Source organism: Pontibacillus salicampi (assembly GCF_042434395.1).
Classification (GTDB): Bacteria; Bacillota; Bacilli; order Bacillales; family BH030062; genus Pontibacillus; species Pontibacillus salicampi.
The window spans coordinates 350,357-368,314 of the sequence record NZ_JBHLTP010000011.1 but is presented as its reverse complement, the minus strand read 5'-3'; the positions used below and the strand labels follow the sequence as shown (position 1 = coordinate 368,314).

18 protein-coding genes are annotated in these 17,958 nt (G+C 41.5%); 15 read left to right on the top strand and 3 right to left on the bottom strand.

The window, feature by feature from the left end:
- Positions 1 to 133 precede the first annotated feature (133 nt).
- Positions 134 to 823, top strand: coding sequence for a FadR/GntR family transcriptional regulator (locus ACFFGV_RS13955; protein WP_377348925.1), 690 nt, complete (start codon positions 134 to 136; stop codon positions 821 to 823).
- 42 nt (positions 824 to 865) lie between these two features.
- Here the strand turns inward: ACFFGV_RS13955 and ACFFGV_RS13950 are convergent, their stop codons facing one another.
- Entirely contained in the window at positions 866 to 1,372 is a 507-nt protein-coding gene (locus tag ACFFGV_RS13950) for a DUF6944 family repetitive protein (protein ID WP_377348923.1), read from the bottom strand.
- A gap of 156 nt (positions 1,373 to 1,528) precedes the next feature.
- A complete protein-coding gene (locus tag ACFFGV_RS13945; RefSeq protein WP_377348920.1) occupies positions 1,529 to 1,723 on the bottom strand; it encodes an aspartyl-phosphate phosphatase Spo0E family protein in 195 nt (64 codons plus the stop codon).
- A gap of 289 nt (positions 1,724 to 2,012) precedes the next feature.
- Between ACFFGV_RS13945 and ACFFGV_RS13940 the strand changes: the two genes are divergently transcribed.
- From ACFFGV_RS13940 to ACFFGV_RS13885, 12 genes are all read left to right on the top strand, one after another.
- Entirely contained in the window at positions 2,013 to 3,599 is a 1,587-nt protein-coding gene (locus ACFFGV_RS13940; RefSeq protein ID WP_377348917.1) for an ATP-binding protein, read from the top strand.
- Between the two features lie 18 nt (positions 3,600 to 3,617).
- Positions 3,618 to 3,944 carry a phosphoribosyl-ATP pyrophosphohydrolase gene (locus ACFFGV_RS13935; protein WP_377348916.1) on the top strand — a complete coding sequence of 109 codons (327 nt, stop codon included), beginning with the start codon at positions 3,618 to 3,620 and terminating at the stop codon, positions 3,942 to 3,944.
- Positions 3,945 to 4,276: 332 nt separating this feature from the next.
- Positions 4,277 to 5,254 carry a Gfo/Idh/MocA family protein gene (locus ACFFGV_RS13930; RefSeq protein ID WP_377348914.1) on the top strand — a complete coding sequence of 326 codons (978 nt, stop codon included), beginning with the start codon at positions 4,277 to 4,279 and terminating at the stop codon, positions 5,252 to 5,254.
- Positions 5,255 to 5,447: 193 nt separating this feature from the next.
- Positions 5,448 to 6,452 (top strand): LacI family DNA-binding transcriptional regulator, encoded by a 1,005-nt coding sequence (locus ACFFGV_RS13925; protein ID WP_377348911.1) that lies wholly within the window; start codon positions 5,448 to 5,450, stop codon positions 6,450 to 6,452.
- 33 nt (positions 6,453 to 6,485) lie between these two features.
- Complete coding sequence (locus ACFFGV_RS13920; RefSeq protein ID WP_377348909.1) at positions 6,486 to 7,442, top strand: sugar kinase; 957 nt, start codon at positions 6,486 to 6,488, stop codon at positions 7,440 to 7,442.
- A gap of 11 nt (positions 7,443 to 7,453) precedes the next feature.
- The gene (gene hxlA, locus ACFFGV_RS13915) at positions 7,454 to 8,095 is read left to right on the top strand and encodes a 3-hexulose-6-phosphate synthase (protein ID WP_377348907.1); all 642 of its coding nucleotides are present in this window, start codon (positions 7,454 to 7,456) and stop codon (positions 8,093 to 8,095) included.
- Positions 8,079 to 8,630: a 6-phospho-3-hexuloisomerase gene (gene hxlB, locus ACFFGV_RS13910; protein ID WP_377348904.1), complete on the top strand. Its 552-nt coding sequence runs from the start codon at positions 8,079 to 8,081 to the stop codon at positions 8,628 to 8,630. Before hxlA ends, hxlB begins: the two co-directional genes overlap by 17 nt.
- 12 nt (positions 8,631 to 8,642) lie before the next feature.
- The gene (locus tag ACFFGV_RS13905) at positions 8,643 to 9,290 is read left to right on the top strand and encodes a bifunctional 4-hydroxy-2-oxoglutarate aldolase/2-dehydro-3-deoxy-phosphogluconate aldolase (RefSeq protein ID WP_377348901.1); all 648 of its coding nucleotides are present in this window, start codon (positions 8,643 to 8,645) and stop codon (positions 9,288 to 9,290) included.
- 58 nt (positions 9,291 to 9,348) lie between these two features.
- Positions 9,349 to 10,389, top strand: coding sequence for a TRAP transporter substrate-binding protein (locus tag ACFFGV_RS13900; RefSeq protein WP_377348899.1), 1,041 nt, complete (start codon positions 9,349 to 9,351; stop codon positions 10,387 to 10,389).
- Between the two features lie 76 nt (positions 10,390 to 10,465).
- Complete coding sequence (locus tag ACFFGV_RS13895; protein ID WP_377348896.1) at positions 10,466 to 10,948, top strand: TRAP transporter small permease; 483 nt, start codon at positions 10,466 to 10,468, stop codon at positions 10,946 to 10,948.
- On the top strand, positions 10,945 to 12,234 hold the full coding sequence (locus ACFFGV_RS13890) for a TRAP transporter large permease (protein WP_377348894.1): 1,290 nt from the start codon (positions 10,945 to 10,947) through the stop codon (positions 12,232 to 12,234). The genes ACFFGV_RS13895 and ACFFGV_RS13890 overlap by 4 nt, the downstream gene beginning before the upstream one ends.
- Positions 12,235 to 12,455: 221 nt before the next feature.
- Positions 12,456 to 13,190: a Bax inhibitor-1/YccA family protein gene (locus ACFFGV_RS13885; protein ID WP_377348891.1), complete on the top strand. Its 735-nt coding sequence runs from the start codon at positions 12,456 to 12,458 to the stop codon at positions 13,188 to 13,190.
- A 61-nt stretch (positions 13,191 to 13,251) separates the two neighbouring features.
- On the opposite strand, the gene ACFFGV_RS13880 is transcribed toward ACFFGV_RS13885, so the two are convergent.
- Entirely contained in the window at positions 13,252 to 15,363 is a 2,112-nt protein-coding gene (locus ACFFGV_RS13880; protein ID WP_377348888.1) for a sigma 54-interacting transcriptional regulator, read from the bottom strand.
- A 220-nt stretch (positions 15,364 to 15,583) separates the two neighbouring features.
- Here ACFFGV_RS13880 and ACFFGV_RS13875 point away from each other — a divergent pair, with 220 nt between their 5' ends.
- Together ACFFGV_RS13875 and ACFFGV_RS13870 are read left to right on the top strand one after the other, a co-directional pair.
- Positions 15,584 to 17,152 carry an acyl-CoA carboxylase subunit beta gene (locus ACFFGV_RS13875; RefSeq protein ID WP_377348885.1) on the top strand — a complete coding sequence of 523 codons (1,569 nt, stop codon included), beginning with the start codon at positions 15,584 to 15,586 and terminating at the stop codon, positions 17,150 to 17,152.
- A gap of 17 nt (positions 17,153 to 17,169) precedes the next feature.
- On the top strand, positions 17,170 to 17,955 hold the full coding sequence (locus tag ACFFGV_RS13870) for an enoyl-CoA hydratase/isomerase family protein (protein WP_377348883.1): 786 nt from the start codon (positions 17,170 to 17,172) through the stop codon (positions 17,953 to 17,955).
- Positions 17,956 to 17,958 lie beyond the last annotated feature (3 nt).

Here is a 17,958-nt window from a genome sequence, read left to right as displayed (position 1 = left end):
GTTAGTGATCCACTAATCGACAATTTTCGTCTACAACATTAATTGTCTGAATTTTATATAATATTTCTACATTTCTTGCCTATCCTTTATAATGTAATTACAAGCCGTCTATTTAGAGGGGAAGGGAATATGTATGCTGAAGCCATTAAAGAATCAGCCACTATATCAAATTGTGGTTCATGAAGTAATAAATCAAATTAAATCGGGTAATTGGGAGCCAGGAGCCAAAGTACCTGGAGAAGAGGAATTGTGCAGAACGTTTGAAGTAAGTCGAAATAGCGTAAGAGAAGGGTTGAAATCACTTCAAATTTTGGGGGTCATTGAGTCACGGGCTGGAGCAGGTACGAAAATTAGTGAGGATGCATTAAGGAAGATTCATAACACGGAACTCATTAATCTAATAAGTGATGGTTCCTCAATTATAGAATTGATGGAGCTGCGGATGATTATTGAACCTCAATTAGCTTTTCTTGCTTCCAAGCGTGCAAATGAAAAGGACAAAGAACGCCTCCGCGATTTTATACATAATATTGAAAACAAGGATGCGGAGGAAGAGCAAGTAAAAGAAAAAGGATTTGACTTTCATATGTTGATAGCTGAAATCGCACAAAATAAATTTGCTGTGAAGCTGTTAACATCTCTTACAGAGGAGCTTAGTATTCAACGTGATTTTCTTATATACAATCAAGTAAACTTACAAGACAATTCTAAAGAGCATATCCATATTTGTGAGGCTATATTAAATCGTAATCCGGAAAATGCCAGGGACCTAATGTACAACCATATTGAACAAGCTATAGAATTTATTAAGAAGAACATATAAAGGCACGCGCAATAGATCATACAACCAAACCTCTTATATTTATTACGCGTCTTCCTCCACAGCAAGTGCAGACAGTATAGCACCAATAGCTTGAATCCAGTTGCCGATTGCGTTAAGTTCGTCTGCGTTTCTACCTCTTAATTCCTGCCCGCCAGCTATTGCTTGCATGCTGTTACCAATAGCTTGCAGGAGGTTGCCAAGGATAGCGAATACCTCTGTATCATCCCCAAGAGCTGCACTGCTTCCGAGGGCTTGCAATAAGTTCCCTTGGTTATTTAATATGATTTTCCCTTTGGAGGAGAGTGGAAAGAGCAGGCCGATGAGGACAGTGGAGTTCCCGGCTGCCTGAATCTGGCTGCCGACTTTATTTAAGGATAAATCCTCTTCTGTGTCCGCTGCTAGTCCGTTTCCGGTTGCCTGGAGCACGTTTCCAATTATGTCTAAATCCGTTGCTAAGGAAGAAGGGATTTTATTAGAGGGAGTATTACCTATGGCAGATATGACCGTACCAATTGCCTGAATCCATGCACCTATAAATGCTTTGCCCACTACGTTTCCACCTCCTTTCTATAGTGTAAAAAAGAAGAGAGATGTTGGTGACAGCTAAGCGGATAAATAATGGATGTGCGGATGAGCGATTCAACCAAAAAACAAATTAAGCCCCATAGCAAGGAAGCTACCGGGCTTAACTCTATCTATATTCATTTATGCGAAATCATACGAATTTCGTTTTTGTATTTCCATTATATATACATCAAGCTTTTGACTAATAGCAATGGTCTTATTGTGATCAAGCCCATAAATGGAGCCAACTTCAATCATCATAGAGCGAAGGTTTGTAATTCGGTTCCTTATTTCTTCTGTGGACGTCTTTTCATCTATTAAGTTCATGGTATTCATATTAAATATCTCCTCAAAGATTTAATAGGTAAGATGTCAGACCTGTAGAAGTCATACTAAGCTGTGTCTTTCCATACTTTTCTAATAGGATTATAGCATAAAAGGATTATTTTGGGAACGATAAATGAGAAACTACGCAACTATACTTGCTTTATCTTGTATATACAACACCACTTATAGTAATATGTGAAATACATTTTTTGAATAGGTATTACAGACTAAATATGGTAATCTATTATTACATACATATTACAAGCTCATGTCAGTGAGGTAGCTTGGGAGGATATACATGATAGATTTTAACTCATATATCAAACAATCAAGAAAAGATTGTGAACAAGTTTATAAGTTGGACCCTGCCACAATTCCTGTATTAAATGTGGAGCTTTCCAAGCAGGAGGTTCAGGAGCGAAAGGAATCGTTAGAGAATGCTTTACATGTCATACAGCATTTTATGCAAAAAGTGATTTATTACATGGATGGGACTCCTACACTTGTGGTGACCTCTGATAATGAGGGCCACGTGATAGAAATATATGGTGATCCAAGTATTATGGAGATGGTTGACTCTCTTGGCATCATTCCGGGCGTTAAATTTGATGAGGCACAGGTAGGGACTAACTCCATTTCAATGGCTTTGAAGCATGAAGAGGCGATTGCCCTAGTAGGTCCTGATCATTTTCAGCATTGTCTGCACGGGGTGGCTTGCTATACAGCACCTTTCAGTTATTCTGAAGATAACCGTTTGTCAGGCACTGTTTCCATTATGACCTTAGTGGAATATGCGAATAATTTTCATTTAGGGCTGTTATCCTCAGCAGTGGATTCCATTGAAAGGGAACTACTTTTACAAGAGAAGAATAAAAAACTTAAACTATTAAATCAAGTGATGATTAACTCCACTCCCCTTGGTATTGTTATGACGGATCAGCATGGTGCGATTAAGGAATACAATGCTTCCTTGGAGAAAATTACCGAGTTGGATATGAAGCGGTTGATGGCTGAAGGGAAGAAGCGAATTTGCTTTATAGGGGAATACATAAAGGAAGTCCTTTCCTCTGGGGAGAAGATTGAAAATGTGGAAATCACCATACCTGTAATTCATCAAAATCGAGAAAAGATATGTTTATTAGACGTACTGCCTCTTTTTGATGGGGAATCTATCATTGGGACCTTCGCGCAGTTTCGAGATATGACGAATTACTATGAGCTTCAACAGCAGCTCATTGAGTCTGAGAAATTATCCACATTAGGAAGATTTGGTGCTGGATTAGCACATGAAATTCGCAACCCGCTTACGTCGATAATTGGTTTAACCCAGCTGTTAAAGGAAAACAATCACCAAAATAAGTACTTAGAGATTATTACAGATGAGCTGGAACGGATGGAAAGCTTAGTAAATCAATTCGTTCTACTAGGGAAACCGAACGACATACACAAAGCAGGATGTGATATTAACAAGCTTATCTACAATACAGTCGAGCTAATGAAAAGCAATGCCCAATTACAGGATGTTAAAATTCACTTCATCCCTTCACAGGAAGAGATAAATCTGGAGATAGATCAAGCAAAGATAAAACAGGTTCTCATTAATTTTATTAAAAATGCCTTTGAAGCAATGCCAGAGGGTGGAAATATCTATATTCAAGCTAAAGGCGAGGGCATTAATGAGAAAGTCACTATCACCATCGAGGATGAAGGGGTAGGGATGACACAGGAGGAGATAGACAGCCTTGGTACACCTTTCTTTACCTCTAAAGAAAATGGGTTAGGGATGGGATTACCAATTTGCTTTGACATTGTAAAAGCCCATGATGGGGAGATTACTGTAGAATCGGAAAAAGGAAAAGGAACTGTAATGCAGCTACAATTGTAAAGGAGATAAGAAGCCGCTATGCCTGTGTACAATAAACTGGTTCGGGATTACATCCCTGAGATAATCGAGCAATCGGGAAAATCATATAAGACAAAAGTGCTTATCGAGGAAGCGTATGTAGAAGCGTTAAAGAGAAAGCTGCAAGAAGAAGTGACGGAATATTCAGATACCAAAACAAATAGGGAAGCTGTAGAAGAACTGGGAGACATTCTGGAAATCATCCATGCCTTAGCTGCCCAACACGACTCTTCTATAGAAGAAGTAAATGAGAAGAGACTGGAAAAAGCAAGGAGCAGGGGTGCTTTTGATAATCGAATCCTTCTCATAGATGTAGAAGATAAATAGGGCATATTAGTTATTAACTCTTGTCCGCTGCTCAAACACCTATCTATTATTATAGTAATTTACATAGACATAATGGGAAAACCGTGGAAGGGTTGATTCGGAGATTGGGAAATTTCGTTTACTTATATGGGAGATGCCCCACATCATGTGATGTTAACATGTGAAGGATTACATAGATGTGAGTCAACTAATTTAAGGCAGAGCCATTTTAAACCAATATGCAAACCGAATTACAGATGATTTTAGCTATGCGTTAGGTGAAGAAATGTTAGTAGCTTATCATCTATGCATGTTTGTGCATATTACATGCGATACATAGAAGGAGGAATAGGATGGACAAGGTACAGTGGGGAATTATTGGGTGTGGTGATGTAACGGAAGTGAAAAGCGGCCCGGCTTTACAATTAGTCGAAGGCTCTTCTTTAGTGGCAGTTATGCGTCGAAACGGAGAATTGGCTAAGGATTATGCAAAGCGTCATGGAGTTCCGAAGTGGTATGATGATGCGGAAGCGCTTATAGAGGATCCAGAGGTAACGGCTATCTACGTAGCAACGCCGCCTTCCTCTCACAAGGAATATGTAATGATGGCTGCTAGAGCTTTGAAACCTGTATATGTGGAAAAACCCATGGCGTTAAACCTACAGGAAGCTACAGAGATGAACGATTACTGTAAGGGTCTTGGTGTTCCTTTGTATGTAGCATATTATCGTCGAGCATTACCACGTTTTTTAAAGGTAAAGGATCTAATAGAAGAAGGGTATATAGGGGAAGTACGATATGTAATCACAGAACAATCCACGCCGTTACTTCCCATGGAGAATGGGGAGGAGCAGCCGTGGAGAGTTAGACCTGAGGTAAGCGGTGGGGGTATTTTCTTTGATATGGCTTCCCATACATTAGATTTACTAGATTATTTACTTGGTCCCATCGAAGAGGTTAAAGGATTAGCTGTTAATCAGGCTGGCGCTTATCGAGCTGAAGACGCAGTAAGCTGTAGCTATACGTTTGCTTCTGGAGTAATCGGTACTGGTTTATGGAATTTTGCTGCTTACCGAGAGGATGATTGGAATAAGATTGTGGGAACGAAAGGGGAAATCGTTTTTTCTTCCTTCCGTGAAAAACCGGTAATCCTCTATACAAAGAATGGGGAAGAGCAGTTTATCGTGGAACGCCCAAAACATATCCAGCAGCCATTTATTCAAAAAATGGTGGAAGCCTTATATGGCAGAGGAAATTGTCCAAGTACAGGAGATACGGCTCTTCGTACTAATAAGATAATGGAAAAGATTTTAGCTGATTATTATAAATAATCGATAACTATCTGGCTTTGGCCAGGTAGTTTTTTAAATTTTGTAAACTTTTTTAGATGATAGGGTTGTAAAACGCTTTCATACCATCTATAATGATGCTAAATCGATTTACTAAACCGATTTAGTAAAGGGCGCTATTATTTTTTTGATAAGAACTAAACCGATTTAGTTCTATCTATTTGGAGAGTTCATAATGAAGAAAATTACGATTTCTGATGTAGCAAAGCAAGCAAATGTTTCCAGAAGTACGGTCTCGCAGTATTTGAACCATCGTTTTGATTATATGGGGGAGAAAACAAGGGACCGAATAGAGCAGGTGATTGAAGAATTAGGCTATCAGCCAAATATAGTCGCTAGAAGCCTAAAGCAGAAGTCGACTAAAACTATTGGAGTGATTGTGGCGAATATTCTTCATAATTTCTCCACAGAAGTAAGTCGTGCCATTGAGGATGTATGTCATGAAGTAGACATCCACACGATTATATGTAACGCCGATGATGAGCCTAAGAAGGAAAAGAAGTATATTGATATGCTGCGTGCTAAGCAAGTGGATGGACTAATTATTTTTCCAACTGGGGGGAATAAGCAGCTGTATCAAAATATGATTGATGAGAATTATCCAGTTGTATTTGTGGATAGGAAGGTGGATGGAATCCCAGTTTCCTCTATCATGCTAGACAATCACAAGTCATCCAAATTAGCGGTTGATCATTGTGTAGAAAAAGGATATGACCAAATTGGTATTATTACGACCTCCATCATTCGAGATGTGACCCCAAGGCTGGAGCGGTTGGAGGGGTATGAACGGGCTTTGAATAATCGCGGCATACCAATAAGAGAGGAATACAAAAAAAGCGTAGAAATTGAATCGATACAGTCTACCCTTCATGAGATGCTCCAGCAAGATAATCCACCGCAGGCTGTGATAGCAGGGAACGATTTAGCGCTCATTGAAATATTGAAATATGTAAAGGGACATAGATTAGCGATGCCGGAGGATTTGGCCGTATTGGGAATAGATGATGTATCCTTTGCGAGCTTCTATTCACCGCCAATTACAACGATAGCTCAGCCAACCTTTGAAATGGGAGAAAAGGCAGCAACTGTTTTATTAGGCAAAATTCAAAAGCAAGAAACAAAGGATGAAGGAATTGACATCCGTTTCGACCCAATGCTTATTCCAAGAGAATCTACTTAACAATAAACTATAGAAGGAAAGGTCGGTGGTGTAATGAAGAAGGATGTTATCACAATAGGAGATGCGATGATTACGTTTGATCCCTCTCAGAGAGGACCTATGCGGTATGCGTCTTCCTTTGAACGTAAGGCCGGTGGTGCAGAATTCAACTTTGCAATTGGCTGCTCGCGGTTAGGTTTGGCAACGGGTTGGATTTCAAGGCTTGGTAATGATGAGTTTGGCAGATATATTTACAACTTTGCAAGAGGGGAAGGTATTGATGTTCAGGACGTTCATTTAGTAGATGGATATCCAACCTCTGTTAATTTCAAAGAGGTGATGGAAGATGGAACGGGTCGAACATTTTACTATCGAGCAAATTCTCCCATGAGCACGTTGACCGAAGATTCCATTACAGAGGAATGTCTTCAAACTGCAAAGGTGTTGCATATCACAGGCGTTTTTACAGCCATTAATCCCTCCAAGCATGTAGATATAGTGAAACACGCTATTCAACTGGCCAAACGGCATGGCTGCTTGGTTTCTCTAGATCCTAACATCCGACTAAAGCTATGGAGTCAAGAAGAAGCTCGAGCTGTCCTAACATCCTTTTTACCTGATGTGGATGTGCTGATGACCGGATTGGATGAGGCTGAATTACTATTTGGTACCAATGAGCCAGATGAAATTTTCAATCATTGTAAACAGTATGGTATTCAGACCCTAGCTCTCAAATTAGGGGAAAACGGAGCTGTTGGGTATCAGAATGGAAGAAAGGTGATAGCTGAAGCTGTTCCACCTCAAAAAGTCGTTGACACTGTCGGTGCAGGGGATGGATTTGATGCTGGTTTTATCTATGGGCTGTTGCAAGGGTGGCAGCTCGAACGAACGCTGCGTTTCGCAAACACGATTGGCTCCAAGGTCGTGAGTGTGTATGGAGATAATGAAGGGCTTCCCTATATAGATGAAGTACTGACCGCACTTGGAGAAAAGCAGGTAGTGGAGCGATAAGGAGGTCTTTAATGAGAATACAACTGGCTCTGGATCGATTGAATAAGAGAAGATGCTTTCAGCTGGTAGAAGCAACGAAAGAATATGTTGATTGGATTGAAATAGGGACAGGAGTTATTAAAGAATATGGCATGGAAATCATTCGGGAAATGAAGGAGCACTACCCTGAAAAGGTTCTGGTTGCCGATATGAAGACGTGTGATGCAGGTGAACATGAAGCGAAACAGGCTTTTGAGGCAGGTGCTGACATAACTACGGTCATGGCATTTTCCGCTAACCAGACGATCACAGCTATGCTTCAAGAAGCAAGAGCTTCTGAAAAGCAGCTCATGGTGGACTTATTAGGAGTTTCTGACCAGAAGAGAATAGAGGAATTAGCTCAACTAGGGGTGGAATGGATGAGTCTTCATTTCGGTAAGGATATGCAGCAGCAAGGAGAGGGGTTAACAGAAGCAGCATTCTCAGCTATGAAAGGGCTTTCTGGTGTGAGTGTGGCGGTTGCAGGAGGTATTGCCGAAGAAACATTGCCGCGCATTATGTTACATAAACCAGAAACAGTAATTGTCGGAAGTGCGATAACAAAGGCTGAGCACCCAGGAGTGGTCGCTCGTCGTATGAAAGAGGTGATAGAAGATTATGAAGTCCACCATTAGTACGGTTAGTCGTGAGGTGCAACAGATACTAGAGCACATAGATGAAGAGGAAGCCCATCAGTTAGCTCAACGTCTAGGGAACAATAAACGAATTTTTGTTGCTGGAGAGGGTCGCTCTGGATTAGTCGGTAAAGCGTTCGCAATGAGATTGATGCATGGTGGGTTTACTGTCTATGTCATTGGAGAAACGATAACCCCGAGTATTGAGGCAGGTGATTTGCTGGTAGCTATATCTGGCTCTGGCTCCACTAAGTCCATTATGCAATACGCAGATGTTGCAAAGGGTGTAGGAGCCACTGTTGTGGCCGTAACAACAGATCGTGCATCCACTTTAGCTAATCTTTCCGATGGACTACTGGTCATACCTGCTGCCACAAAGAAGCGAAGAGCTCATGAACCAGAGACTATTCAGCCATTAGGTAATCAGTTTGATCAATCCTTGCATTTGTTGTTAGATGCGGTGGCGATTGAAGCGTTTCAGGATAAGCAAGCTGATAATCAAGCCATGACAACCCGTCATGCTAATCTGGAATAAGGAGGGAGAAAGATGGTGATTCTACAACGACTGTGTGAGGAAAAGATTGTTGCAGTGTTACGAAAGGCAGATGAGAGCACCATTATTCCAGTCGTACGAGCGTTGCGGTCTGGAGGAATTCATGCGATTGAGGTTACAGCAGAAACACCTCGGGTTACTAGGCTGATAGAAATGGTACGAGAGGAGTTTGAGGAGGACGTTCTAATAGGCGCGGGTACGGTACTAGATTCAGAGACTGCTAGAGCGACGCTCATGGCAGGTGCCCAATTTGTAGTTACTCCTACTGTTAAGAAAGAGACAATCAATCTTTGTAACCGATATGGTGTACCCTGTATATCTGGAGCATTAACGCCAACAGAAATTCTAACTGCATATGAGCATGGGGCAGATATGATAAAGGTTTTCCCTGCAAGCTCCGTAGGTCCTGATTATGTGAAGAATGTCCATGGCCCGCTCCCTCATATTCCTATCATGGTAACTGGAGGTATCGACGGATCCAACATGGTCGATTATCTTCAAGCTGGAGCGAAAGTGGTAGGCGTAGGTGGTAAGCTAGTCAAGCCAGAGAATATTTCGGTCAACTCAGATACACGTTCCATTACTAACAAAGCGAAGGAATTTGTGTCTATTGCAAGAGGAGAGCATGTAACACAATCTTAAAGTTTTTTGTAAGCGAATTCATACATTCGCTTTCACATACAAAAAGGGGGATTAACTCATGAAAAAATTACTTTCCATGTTGGTTTTAGTAGCAGTTTTAGCATTAGCAGGTTGTGGCAGTGACAGCTCTGCGAGTGGCGAAGGAGAGGAAAGCGGTGGGGAAGGTAGCGGCGAAAGCTTGAAAATTGTAGCAGCACATAACCAAACTTCTCCAGAGAATCCTTACCAAATCGGGATGAATGAGTTTAAGAAGGTAGCAGAAGAGGCCTCTGAGGGTGCGATTGAAGTAGAAGTCCATGCTGGTACACTTGGAACGAGCGAATCGGAATTAGTAGAAAAGTTAAAGCTAGGAGCCGCTGATGTCGTGCTTGTCTCCCCAGGTTTTATGTCTAAAACAGGCATTAATGAGATTGATTTATTTGCTTTACCTTATATCTTTGACAGCTATGAGCATTGGGAGAAGGTTGTTGACGGGGAAATTGGCGATAAGATGGCTGACATTATAAATGAGAAATCTCAAAATGACTTCAAGCTACTTGGCTATTGGACAGCAGGTGTTCGCCATTACTATGGTAAGAAGCCATTGAAGGCAGTAGAAGACTTAGAAGGAATAAAATACCGTACCCAAACATCTGGGGCTGTTGCTGAATATTGGAAGAAAACTGGTGCGGTTCCAACGCCTGTAGCTTGGGGTGAACTATATCAAGGGCTCCAACAGGGAGTTGTCGATGCTGCTGAAAATGCATACCCTTATTTCGTTCAACAAAATCACCATAAAACAGAGAATGGGAAATACATTACTGAAACAGGTCATGATTATACTACTCGTTTCCTATTAGTAAATGGAAAGAAATTTGAGAACTTCTCTGAAGAGCAGAAGCAGCACATTATGGAAGCTGCTGAAGCTTCCGTTCAGAAAGAGCGAGAAGCTTTATACGAACAGGAGGAAGAGTATAAGCAGCTTGCCCAAGAAGATGGTGCAGAAGTTAATCAGATTGACCGCGAGCCATTTATTAAGTTAGCGGAACCGCTTCAGGATAAAGTGGCTAAGGATATTGAATTAGAAGATATGCTTTCTGAAATTAGAGACATGAAGTAAGTGGAGACGAGCAGGGGCAGAAGGGATTTCCCTTTTGTCCTTCCTTGTTAACTTCTTAATAGGAAGGGGCGAGAGGATGTTCATTAAATCATTAGAAAAAATTCAAATCACAATTGGTTCCATCTTTCTATCCATATTTTTTGTAACTATCATCATTCAGGTGACTACGAGAATGGTTAATGTATCTGCAATATGGACAGAGGAAGTGGCGAAGTATTCGTTTATATGGGCGGTATTTATGGGAGCGGCTGTTATGCTGAACAGAAGAGAACATTTTAAATTTGACTTCCTATTGAAGAAGCTAAGAGGGAAGGCCAAGCAAACCCTGTTCTTAATTAACGATTTGATCCTGTTAGCTTTTAGCGGAGCAATCTTATATTATGGTATCATCGCCGTTCAAACCTTTTGGAATTACAATTGGGTATCCTTGCCAGAAATGAAAATGGGCTTTGTCTGGATATCGGTTCCAATTATGGGGGGAACGATGGTCATTTACTTGGTCGCTCATATTTACAATAATATTAAGCATTTTAACAAAGAGGAGGTTTCCTCATCATGATAGGACCTCTCCTAGTTGTCTTGTTTATCATCTTAATGGTTATTGGTATTCCCATTGCATTTGTTATTGGCATTGTGGCTCTTACAGGGATTATGAATATCGAGTACATTCCGGAGGTAACGGTTCCGGTGAAAATGTTTAATGGATTAGATTCCTTTGTGTTATTGGCTGTACCATTATTTATTCTAGCTGCCAATCTGATGAATAGCGGGCAAATTTCCCAAAAGCTAATTGATTTCTCTCTTTCTATTGTGGGACATATTAGGGGAGGTCTTGCTCACGCAAATATTCTCGTCTCGATGATCTTTGCAGGTGTTTCTGGAGCATCGCAAGCGGATACTGCAGGTGTGGGAAAAATTTTAATCCCAAATATGAAAAAGCAAGGGTATGACAAGGAGAATGCGGTAGGAATTACGGCTGCCTCCTCTACTATTGGGGTCATCATTCCACCGAGTATTCCAATGATTATCTACGCAGGCTTAACAAACGTGTCAGTAGGCGCATTATTCCTGGTAGGGATTATTCCAGGTATTTTAGTCGGTCTCGGTATGATGATCCTCGTATATGTGTTGGCCTTAAAGCGAGGCTACCCAACCTATCAAAAGGCTTCCTTTAATAATTTCATGAAGCAGTTTGTAGAAACTATTCCTGCTTTATTGACACCTGTTATATTAATCGGAGGTATCATTACGGGCATCTTTACAGCAACAGAAGCGGCAGCATTTGCCTCCTTATACACGGTTGCAGTAGCAATGTTCTATTATAAGACGTTAAAGCTCAAGGATATTCCCAAGATTCTAGTCGACACGTTAACATTAAGCTCCCTCTCTCTTTTCGCATTAGCTGCTGCAAATGCTCTTGGAGAATTAATGAGCTATTACCGATTAGCATCTTGGGCACAGGAGTTCTTTACTACAAATATCGATAGTATGTGGGTCTTCTTGTTAATTGTTATTGCCTTCTTCTTATTTGTTGGTACCTTTATGGATGCAATTCCTGCAATGATATTGTTCATACCAGTGGTTTTACCCGTAGCAACTTCCTTTGGAATCGATCCAGTTGTGTTAGGGATTGTAACCATTATGACGCTTGCTGTAGGGCTTGTAACACCCCCATATGGATTATGTCTCTTGTTAGCTGCCAAGATAGGAAACCTCTCTATAGAGAAATCGTTTGGAGCAGTTATGCCATATATCGCCATCATTGTAGTGGTCTTATTACTCGTAGCCTTCTTCCCTGATATTGCTACTTACATTCCACAGAAGATTAATCCAAATATGTTTTAGAACGAAAGGCAACAAGTGCTTCCTGTGCTTGTTGCCTTTCTTGGTGTGCCAGTACTATTCTGATTGTAAAAATTTAATCTATTCCACCGTTAAAGCTTTTTACAACTAAATGAAACCTGTCATGATTTCCTTCGTACATACTATAGATAGGATAGGAAGCATATCCAGCCAGAAATATGGGTATGGTGAAATCAGGAAGAATGATAAAAGGAGACGTACAAATGAGAACAGGTAATCCAAGCTTATCGGATAAAACATTTGATCGGTATAGAGGGATGGCAAGCAATGAGGAAATGACAATTCAGGGAAGTGTGAACAAAACGTTTGTGCTGCTACTATTAGTTGCGGCGACAGCAATTTATTCATGGAATTTATTCGTTACCAATCCTGACCTGGCTATGATGGTTATGATTGGTGGAGCCATTGGCGGCTTAGTGTTTGCATTAATTACTGCCTTTGCTCCGAAAGCAGCACCGGTAACAGCGCCTATATATGCTGTTTTAGAAGGGTTATTTATTGGTGGAATTTCGGCAACCTATGAGGCGCAGTTTGAAGGCATAGTGTTTCAAGCTGTCATTTTGACGCTTGGGGTATTATGCAGCTTATTGCTGGCCTATAAATCTGGTCTCATTAAGGTGACACAGAACTTCCGTTTAGGTGTAGTAGCTGCAACGGGTGCTATTTTTGTCGTGTATTTAGTCTCTTTCATTGGTGGGTTTTTTGGATTTGAAATTCCCCATTTGCATGAGGCAACACCGCTTGGTATTGCTATTAGTGTAGGGATAGTCATTATTGCAGCCTTGAATCTCGTGCTGGATTTTGACTTCATCGAAAAAGGTGCGGGAGCAGGTGTTCCAAAGCATATGGAATGGTATGCAGCTTTTGGTCTCATCGTAACGCTTGTCTGGCTGTATATTGAAATACTACGTTTGCTGTCAAAAATTTACCGACGATAAATAAGAATATGTGCCGCATCACGCTAGCAGTGGTGCGGCATTTTTGTGTGAAAGCAACCACTTATACGAAACGAGTTGTTTCGTGTACGTGATATTTCTTTAGCTTATTATAAAAGGTTGATCGACTCATGCCGAGCAGGGATGCGGCCTGTGTGCGATTGCCATTTGTCTTCTCCAGTGCCTCTAGGAGCATATTCTTCTCTGTTTCACCTAATACTCTTTCTCTATTCATGGTCGAGCTAGAAGATATATACTTAGTGGCTGTACCGACAGATTGCGGCTTGTCTAACAGGATATGCTCCTTGTCTATCCATCTCGAAGGAGAAAAATGATACGCTCGTTCCACTACGTTTTCCAGTTGACGAACATTCCCTGGCCAATGGTAATCCAGTAACAGCTCCATATCCTCCCTAGCTATCCCAATCATGTCACGGTTATGTAATTCGTTCAACTGGTGGATGAAATGGTCGCAAAGGAGTGGGATATCCTCTTTTCGTTCCGATAATGATGGAATGTGTAATTGTATTACATTAATTCGATAGTAGAGGTCTTCTCTAAAGCTGCCTTGGTCTATGAGTTCGGCGGGGTGTTTGTTGGTGGCTGCAATAAGACGTACATCTACTTGGACTGGTTTAGTGCCTCCTACTCGTTCAAATTCTCTTTGCTGTAATACTCTTAATAGCTTTGCTTGAAGAGGAAGCGGCATATCACCAATTTCATCGAGAAAAAGGGTACCTTGATGTGCTAGTTCAAACTTTCCTGGTTTTCCTCCTTTCTTAGCCCCAGTAAATGCTCCCTCCTCATACCCAAACAGCTCTGATTCTAATAAATCCTCCGGTATAGCAGCGCAATTGATTTTAATACATGCCCCTTTTCTTTCGGAAGCAGTATGAATCCCATCAGCAAGAAGCTCCTTTCCTGTTCCGCTTTTCCCTGTAATGAGAATATTGGATGGTGTTTTGGCAGCGATGACAGCCTTCTGCTTTAATTCGTCCATAATGGTGCTTCTGGAAATCATACGTGAGAAGGGACCATGCTGGGAGCGGAGGGTGGAGAAATTCTCTTTATAAAATGTCAGCTCACTTTCCAGATTTTCCAGGTGCATAAGCAAATCCTTCCACATATCTAGCTGCTTGCAAATAAGCTTAATGATAGTCCCTACTTTCTGCTGCCCTTGGTAGATGGGCATTTGGGTAAGGATAGCCTTCGTCTCATTTATCGTGACAATCTCGCCCACAATCTCTTGTGAAGAATGGTTCTTTGAAAAGGGAGTTAGCTCCGGTACTATCTCTGGGAGAGGTTGGCCGAGAATGCTTTGTGCGTCCCGTTGAATTAATGAAAGGAATTCATTATTTACCTTAGTAATCTCTCCTTTGTTGTTAGTAAGGACAACTCCGTCATATGCCATCTCTAATGCGTTATCAAGAAGGTTCTCTAGCTGTTTAGTCGTTTCTAGTTCAGCTGCAATATGCTCAAACTCTGTTATGTCCTTCAGTACCATCATCGCCCCAGTTATGTTCCCCCACTCTTTCAACGGTATAAAGGAGGCAATAGCTGTCGTTTCTCCGATTTCTATTCTACAATGCTGAACAATTTTTTGATGCTGGATGACTTGGAGGAGAGGAGGTACCATTTGTGGATAAAGCTCTTCAATGGAATGGTGAATAAGTTCCTGTTGATCCTTGTGTAATAACTGGAGGGAGGAGGTGTTATAGGAAGTAACTATAAGGTTTTCATCCACACTTAATACAGACTCCTGCAGGTTATTCATTAACGATTGAAGTCGGTGCACGACATTATTTCGCTCCGTAATCAATCCGCGAATCAATTCAGATTTGGACATAATGCCAATCACTTCATCCTTTGTATTTAATACAACAGCGTGTCCGACATTTTCTTTTACGAGAAGATCCTTCGCGTAATACACGCTATCTTCTTCATACAAAGTGACCACTTCTTGTTTAACACAATGCCATACATTTTCGTCTAAGGAACCATTTTGTAATAACCATCGGTATAGAGAATACTTGCTAATGATACCTACTAATTTCTTCTCCCTTAGAACACAGGCGATATCTTGCCGATAGTCTAAAAAAGCTTGCAGTACTTCTCGTACACTAGCTTCCTCTGTTACTTTAATGAAGTTATAGGTAATGAGATGTTTCGATTTCATACGCATCCCTCTATCACTTTTAGTTTGATTATATAAGAGGGGGACTTATTTATCAAATAATAGTAAGAAAATTCGTACAATTGTTTATGCATTTGGACAAGTGTATAGAAAATAAGACGCGGTAGGGGAAGGCGAGGATGGTCATATTAGCATATGGGAAGGAGAGAAAGTTGGCACAGTATTTGCATTATTGTCTAATGAAATAAGAAGGAGGGTAACCATGTCATCTTATCCAAAAAACAATAGTCATGTAGCAGATAAACGAAAGGATCAATCCTCATATGAATTAGAAAAAGAGCGAATTATGAAGGGAGGTAAAGAGAAGTATCATCAGCATAATGAAGCGAAAGGTAAACTCTTTGTACGGGAGAGGCTGGACCGATTATTTGATGAAGGGTCCATTGTGGAGGATGGTCTCTTTGCCAATTCTGAGGATCATGATCTTCCAGCAGATGCCTGTCTGACAGGGATTGGGGAAATAGGTGGAAGGCCGGTGTGTTTTCTCGCGGCAGATTCCACGGTGAAGGCGGGATCATGGGGTCCGAAATCAGTAGAAAAGAATATACGAATTCAGGAGAAAGCAATGGAGCTTGAGATTCCCATTCTTTACTTAATAGATTCTGCAGGAGCTCGCATTACGGAACAGCTGGACGTATTCCCAGGCAGAAGACAGGGTGGGAAGGTTTTTTATAACGAAATTCAAATGTCTGGAAGCGTGCCGCAAATTTGTATCCTATTTGGGCCATCACCGGCAGGGGCTGCCTATGTACCGGCATTTTCAGATTTAGTTATCATGGTTGACCAGAACGCTTCTGCTTACTTAGGCTCTCCTCGTATGGTGGAAATGGCCATTGGAGAGAAGACAACGATGGATGAAATGGGCGGAGCTAAGATGCATTGCTCTGTCAGCGGATTGGGTGATGTGCTTGTATCCAATGAGCAGGAAGCAATCGATGCTTGTATATCATATTTGCGACTCATGCCGCAAAATTTTCGGGAAACTCCACCTGAGGCTGCTTCTGTTTCTCCTGCACAAGGCCGAAGGCTTGAAGACATTGTCCCATTACATCAAAATTCTCCCTTTGATATGTATGAATTTATTGATGGAATCATTGACGAGGGGACGTGGTTTGAATATAAAAAGCTGTTTGCTCCTGAGCTTATTACCGGCTTCTGTCGTATAGATGGCAAGGTGACAGGAGTGGTTGCCAACCAGCCAAAGGTAAAGGGAGGGACATTATTCGTGGATTCACCTGATAAGGCAGCCAGGTTTATTAAAATATGCAGCGCCTATCGGATTCCTCTTTTATTCCTGTCTGATGTCCCGGGCTATATGATTGGCTCTAAAGTGGAGCAAAGCGGGATTATTCGTCACGGGGCTAAAATGATATCCGCATTGTCAGAGGCAGCTGTTCCTAAAATGCTCTTAGTGGTGAGGAAATGCTATGGAGCTGGTTTGTATGCGATGGCAGGGCCAGCATTTGGTACAGATGCAGTCTTAGCCTTGCCGAGTGCCTCTATTGCTGTCATGGGTCCGCAAGCGGCCGTCAATGCGGTTTACTATAACAAAATTCAGGAGCTTCCAGAGGAGGAGCGAGAGGCATTTGTAGCAGCAAAAAGAGAAGAGTATTCCCAAAACGTCAATATCCATAAGCTTGGGTCAGAGCTTATTGTCGATGACATTATTGGTTTTGACGAGGTGCGTACGTCGATACAAAAAAGATTTTATTTGTATAAAACAAAACGCGTAACTACACCGGAAAAACGAAATGCAATTCACCCTGTATAAGGATGGGAGGATCAGAAATGTTATATGAAACTATTCTTTATGAAGTAAATGAACATGTTGCAACGATTACCCTTCATTTACCAGGGTCGCGTAACCCTTTAACGGAACAGCTTGTTCAGGAGCTAATTCAAGCCATTAAGGCAGCAGATGAGGATGATGAGGTTCGTGCAATCATTGTGACGGGGGCAGGTAAAGCCTTTTCGGCGGGAGGAAATTTAGAAGAATTTCAACAGAATTTTGATAAAGGGCTTCCACAGCTCTATGCCGAAGGAAGAAGCAGTACAGAGCTGTTTAAGCTCGGGGCTACGATTCAGACCCCTATGATTGCTGCCGTTAATGGTGCTGCTTTAGGAGGGGGAACAGGGCTTGTGGCAATGTGTCATATTGCCATTGCAGCAAATACTGCAAAGCTTGGCTTGACGGAGCTTAGGCTTGGTATTGTGCCCTATGTCATTTTGCCTTGGGTAAGGAAAGCTGTCGGGAATAGGAAAGTGCTGGAGCTTATGCTGAAAGCGGAAATCTTGTCCGCCCAGGAGGCTAAGGATGTAGGACTAGTTCATGAAGTAGTCGAGGCGGATCGATTACAGGAACGAGCTATGGAAACAGCCAGGACGATTGCGTCCTATAGTCCTTTAGCGGTTGGCCTGGCACTCGATGCCCACTTTGCAACCGATGAAATGGAATTTATGCGTTCCTTTGATTACCTAACCAATTTACGATTAGTTTCTTTTAAAAGTGAGGATTTGAAGGAGGGCGCTGCAGCTTTTATGGAAAAACGGTCTCCCGAATGGAAAGGAAAATAGAGG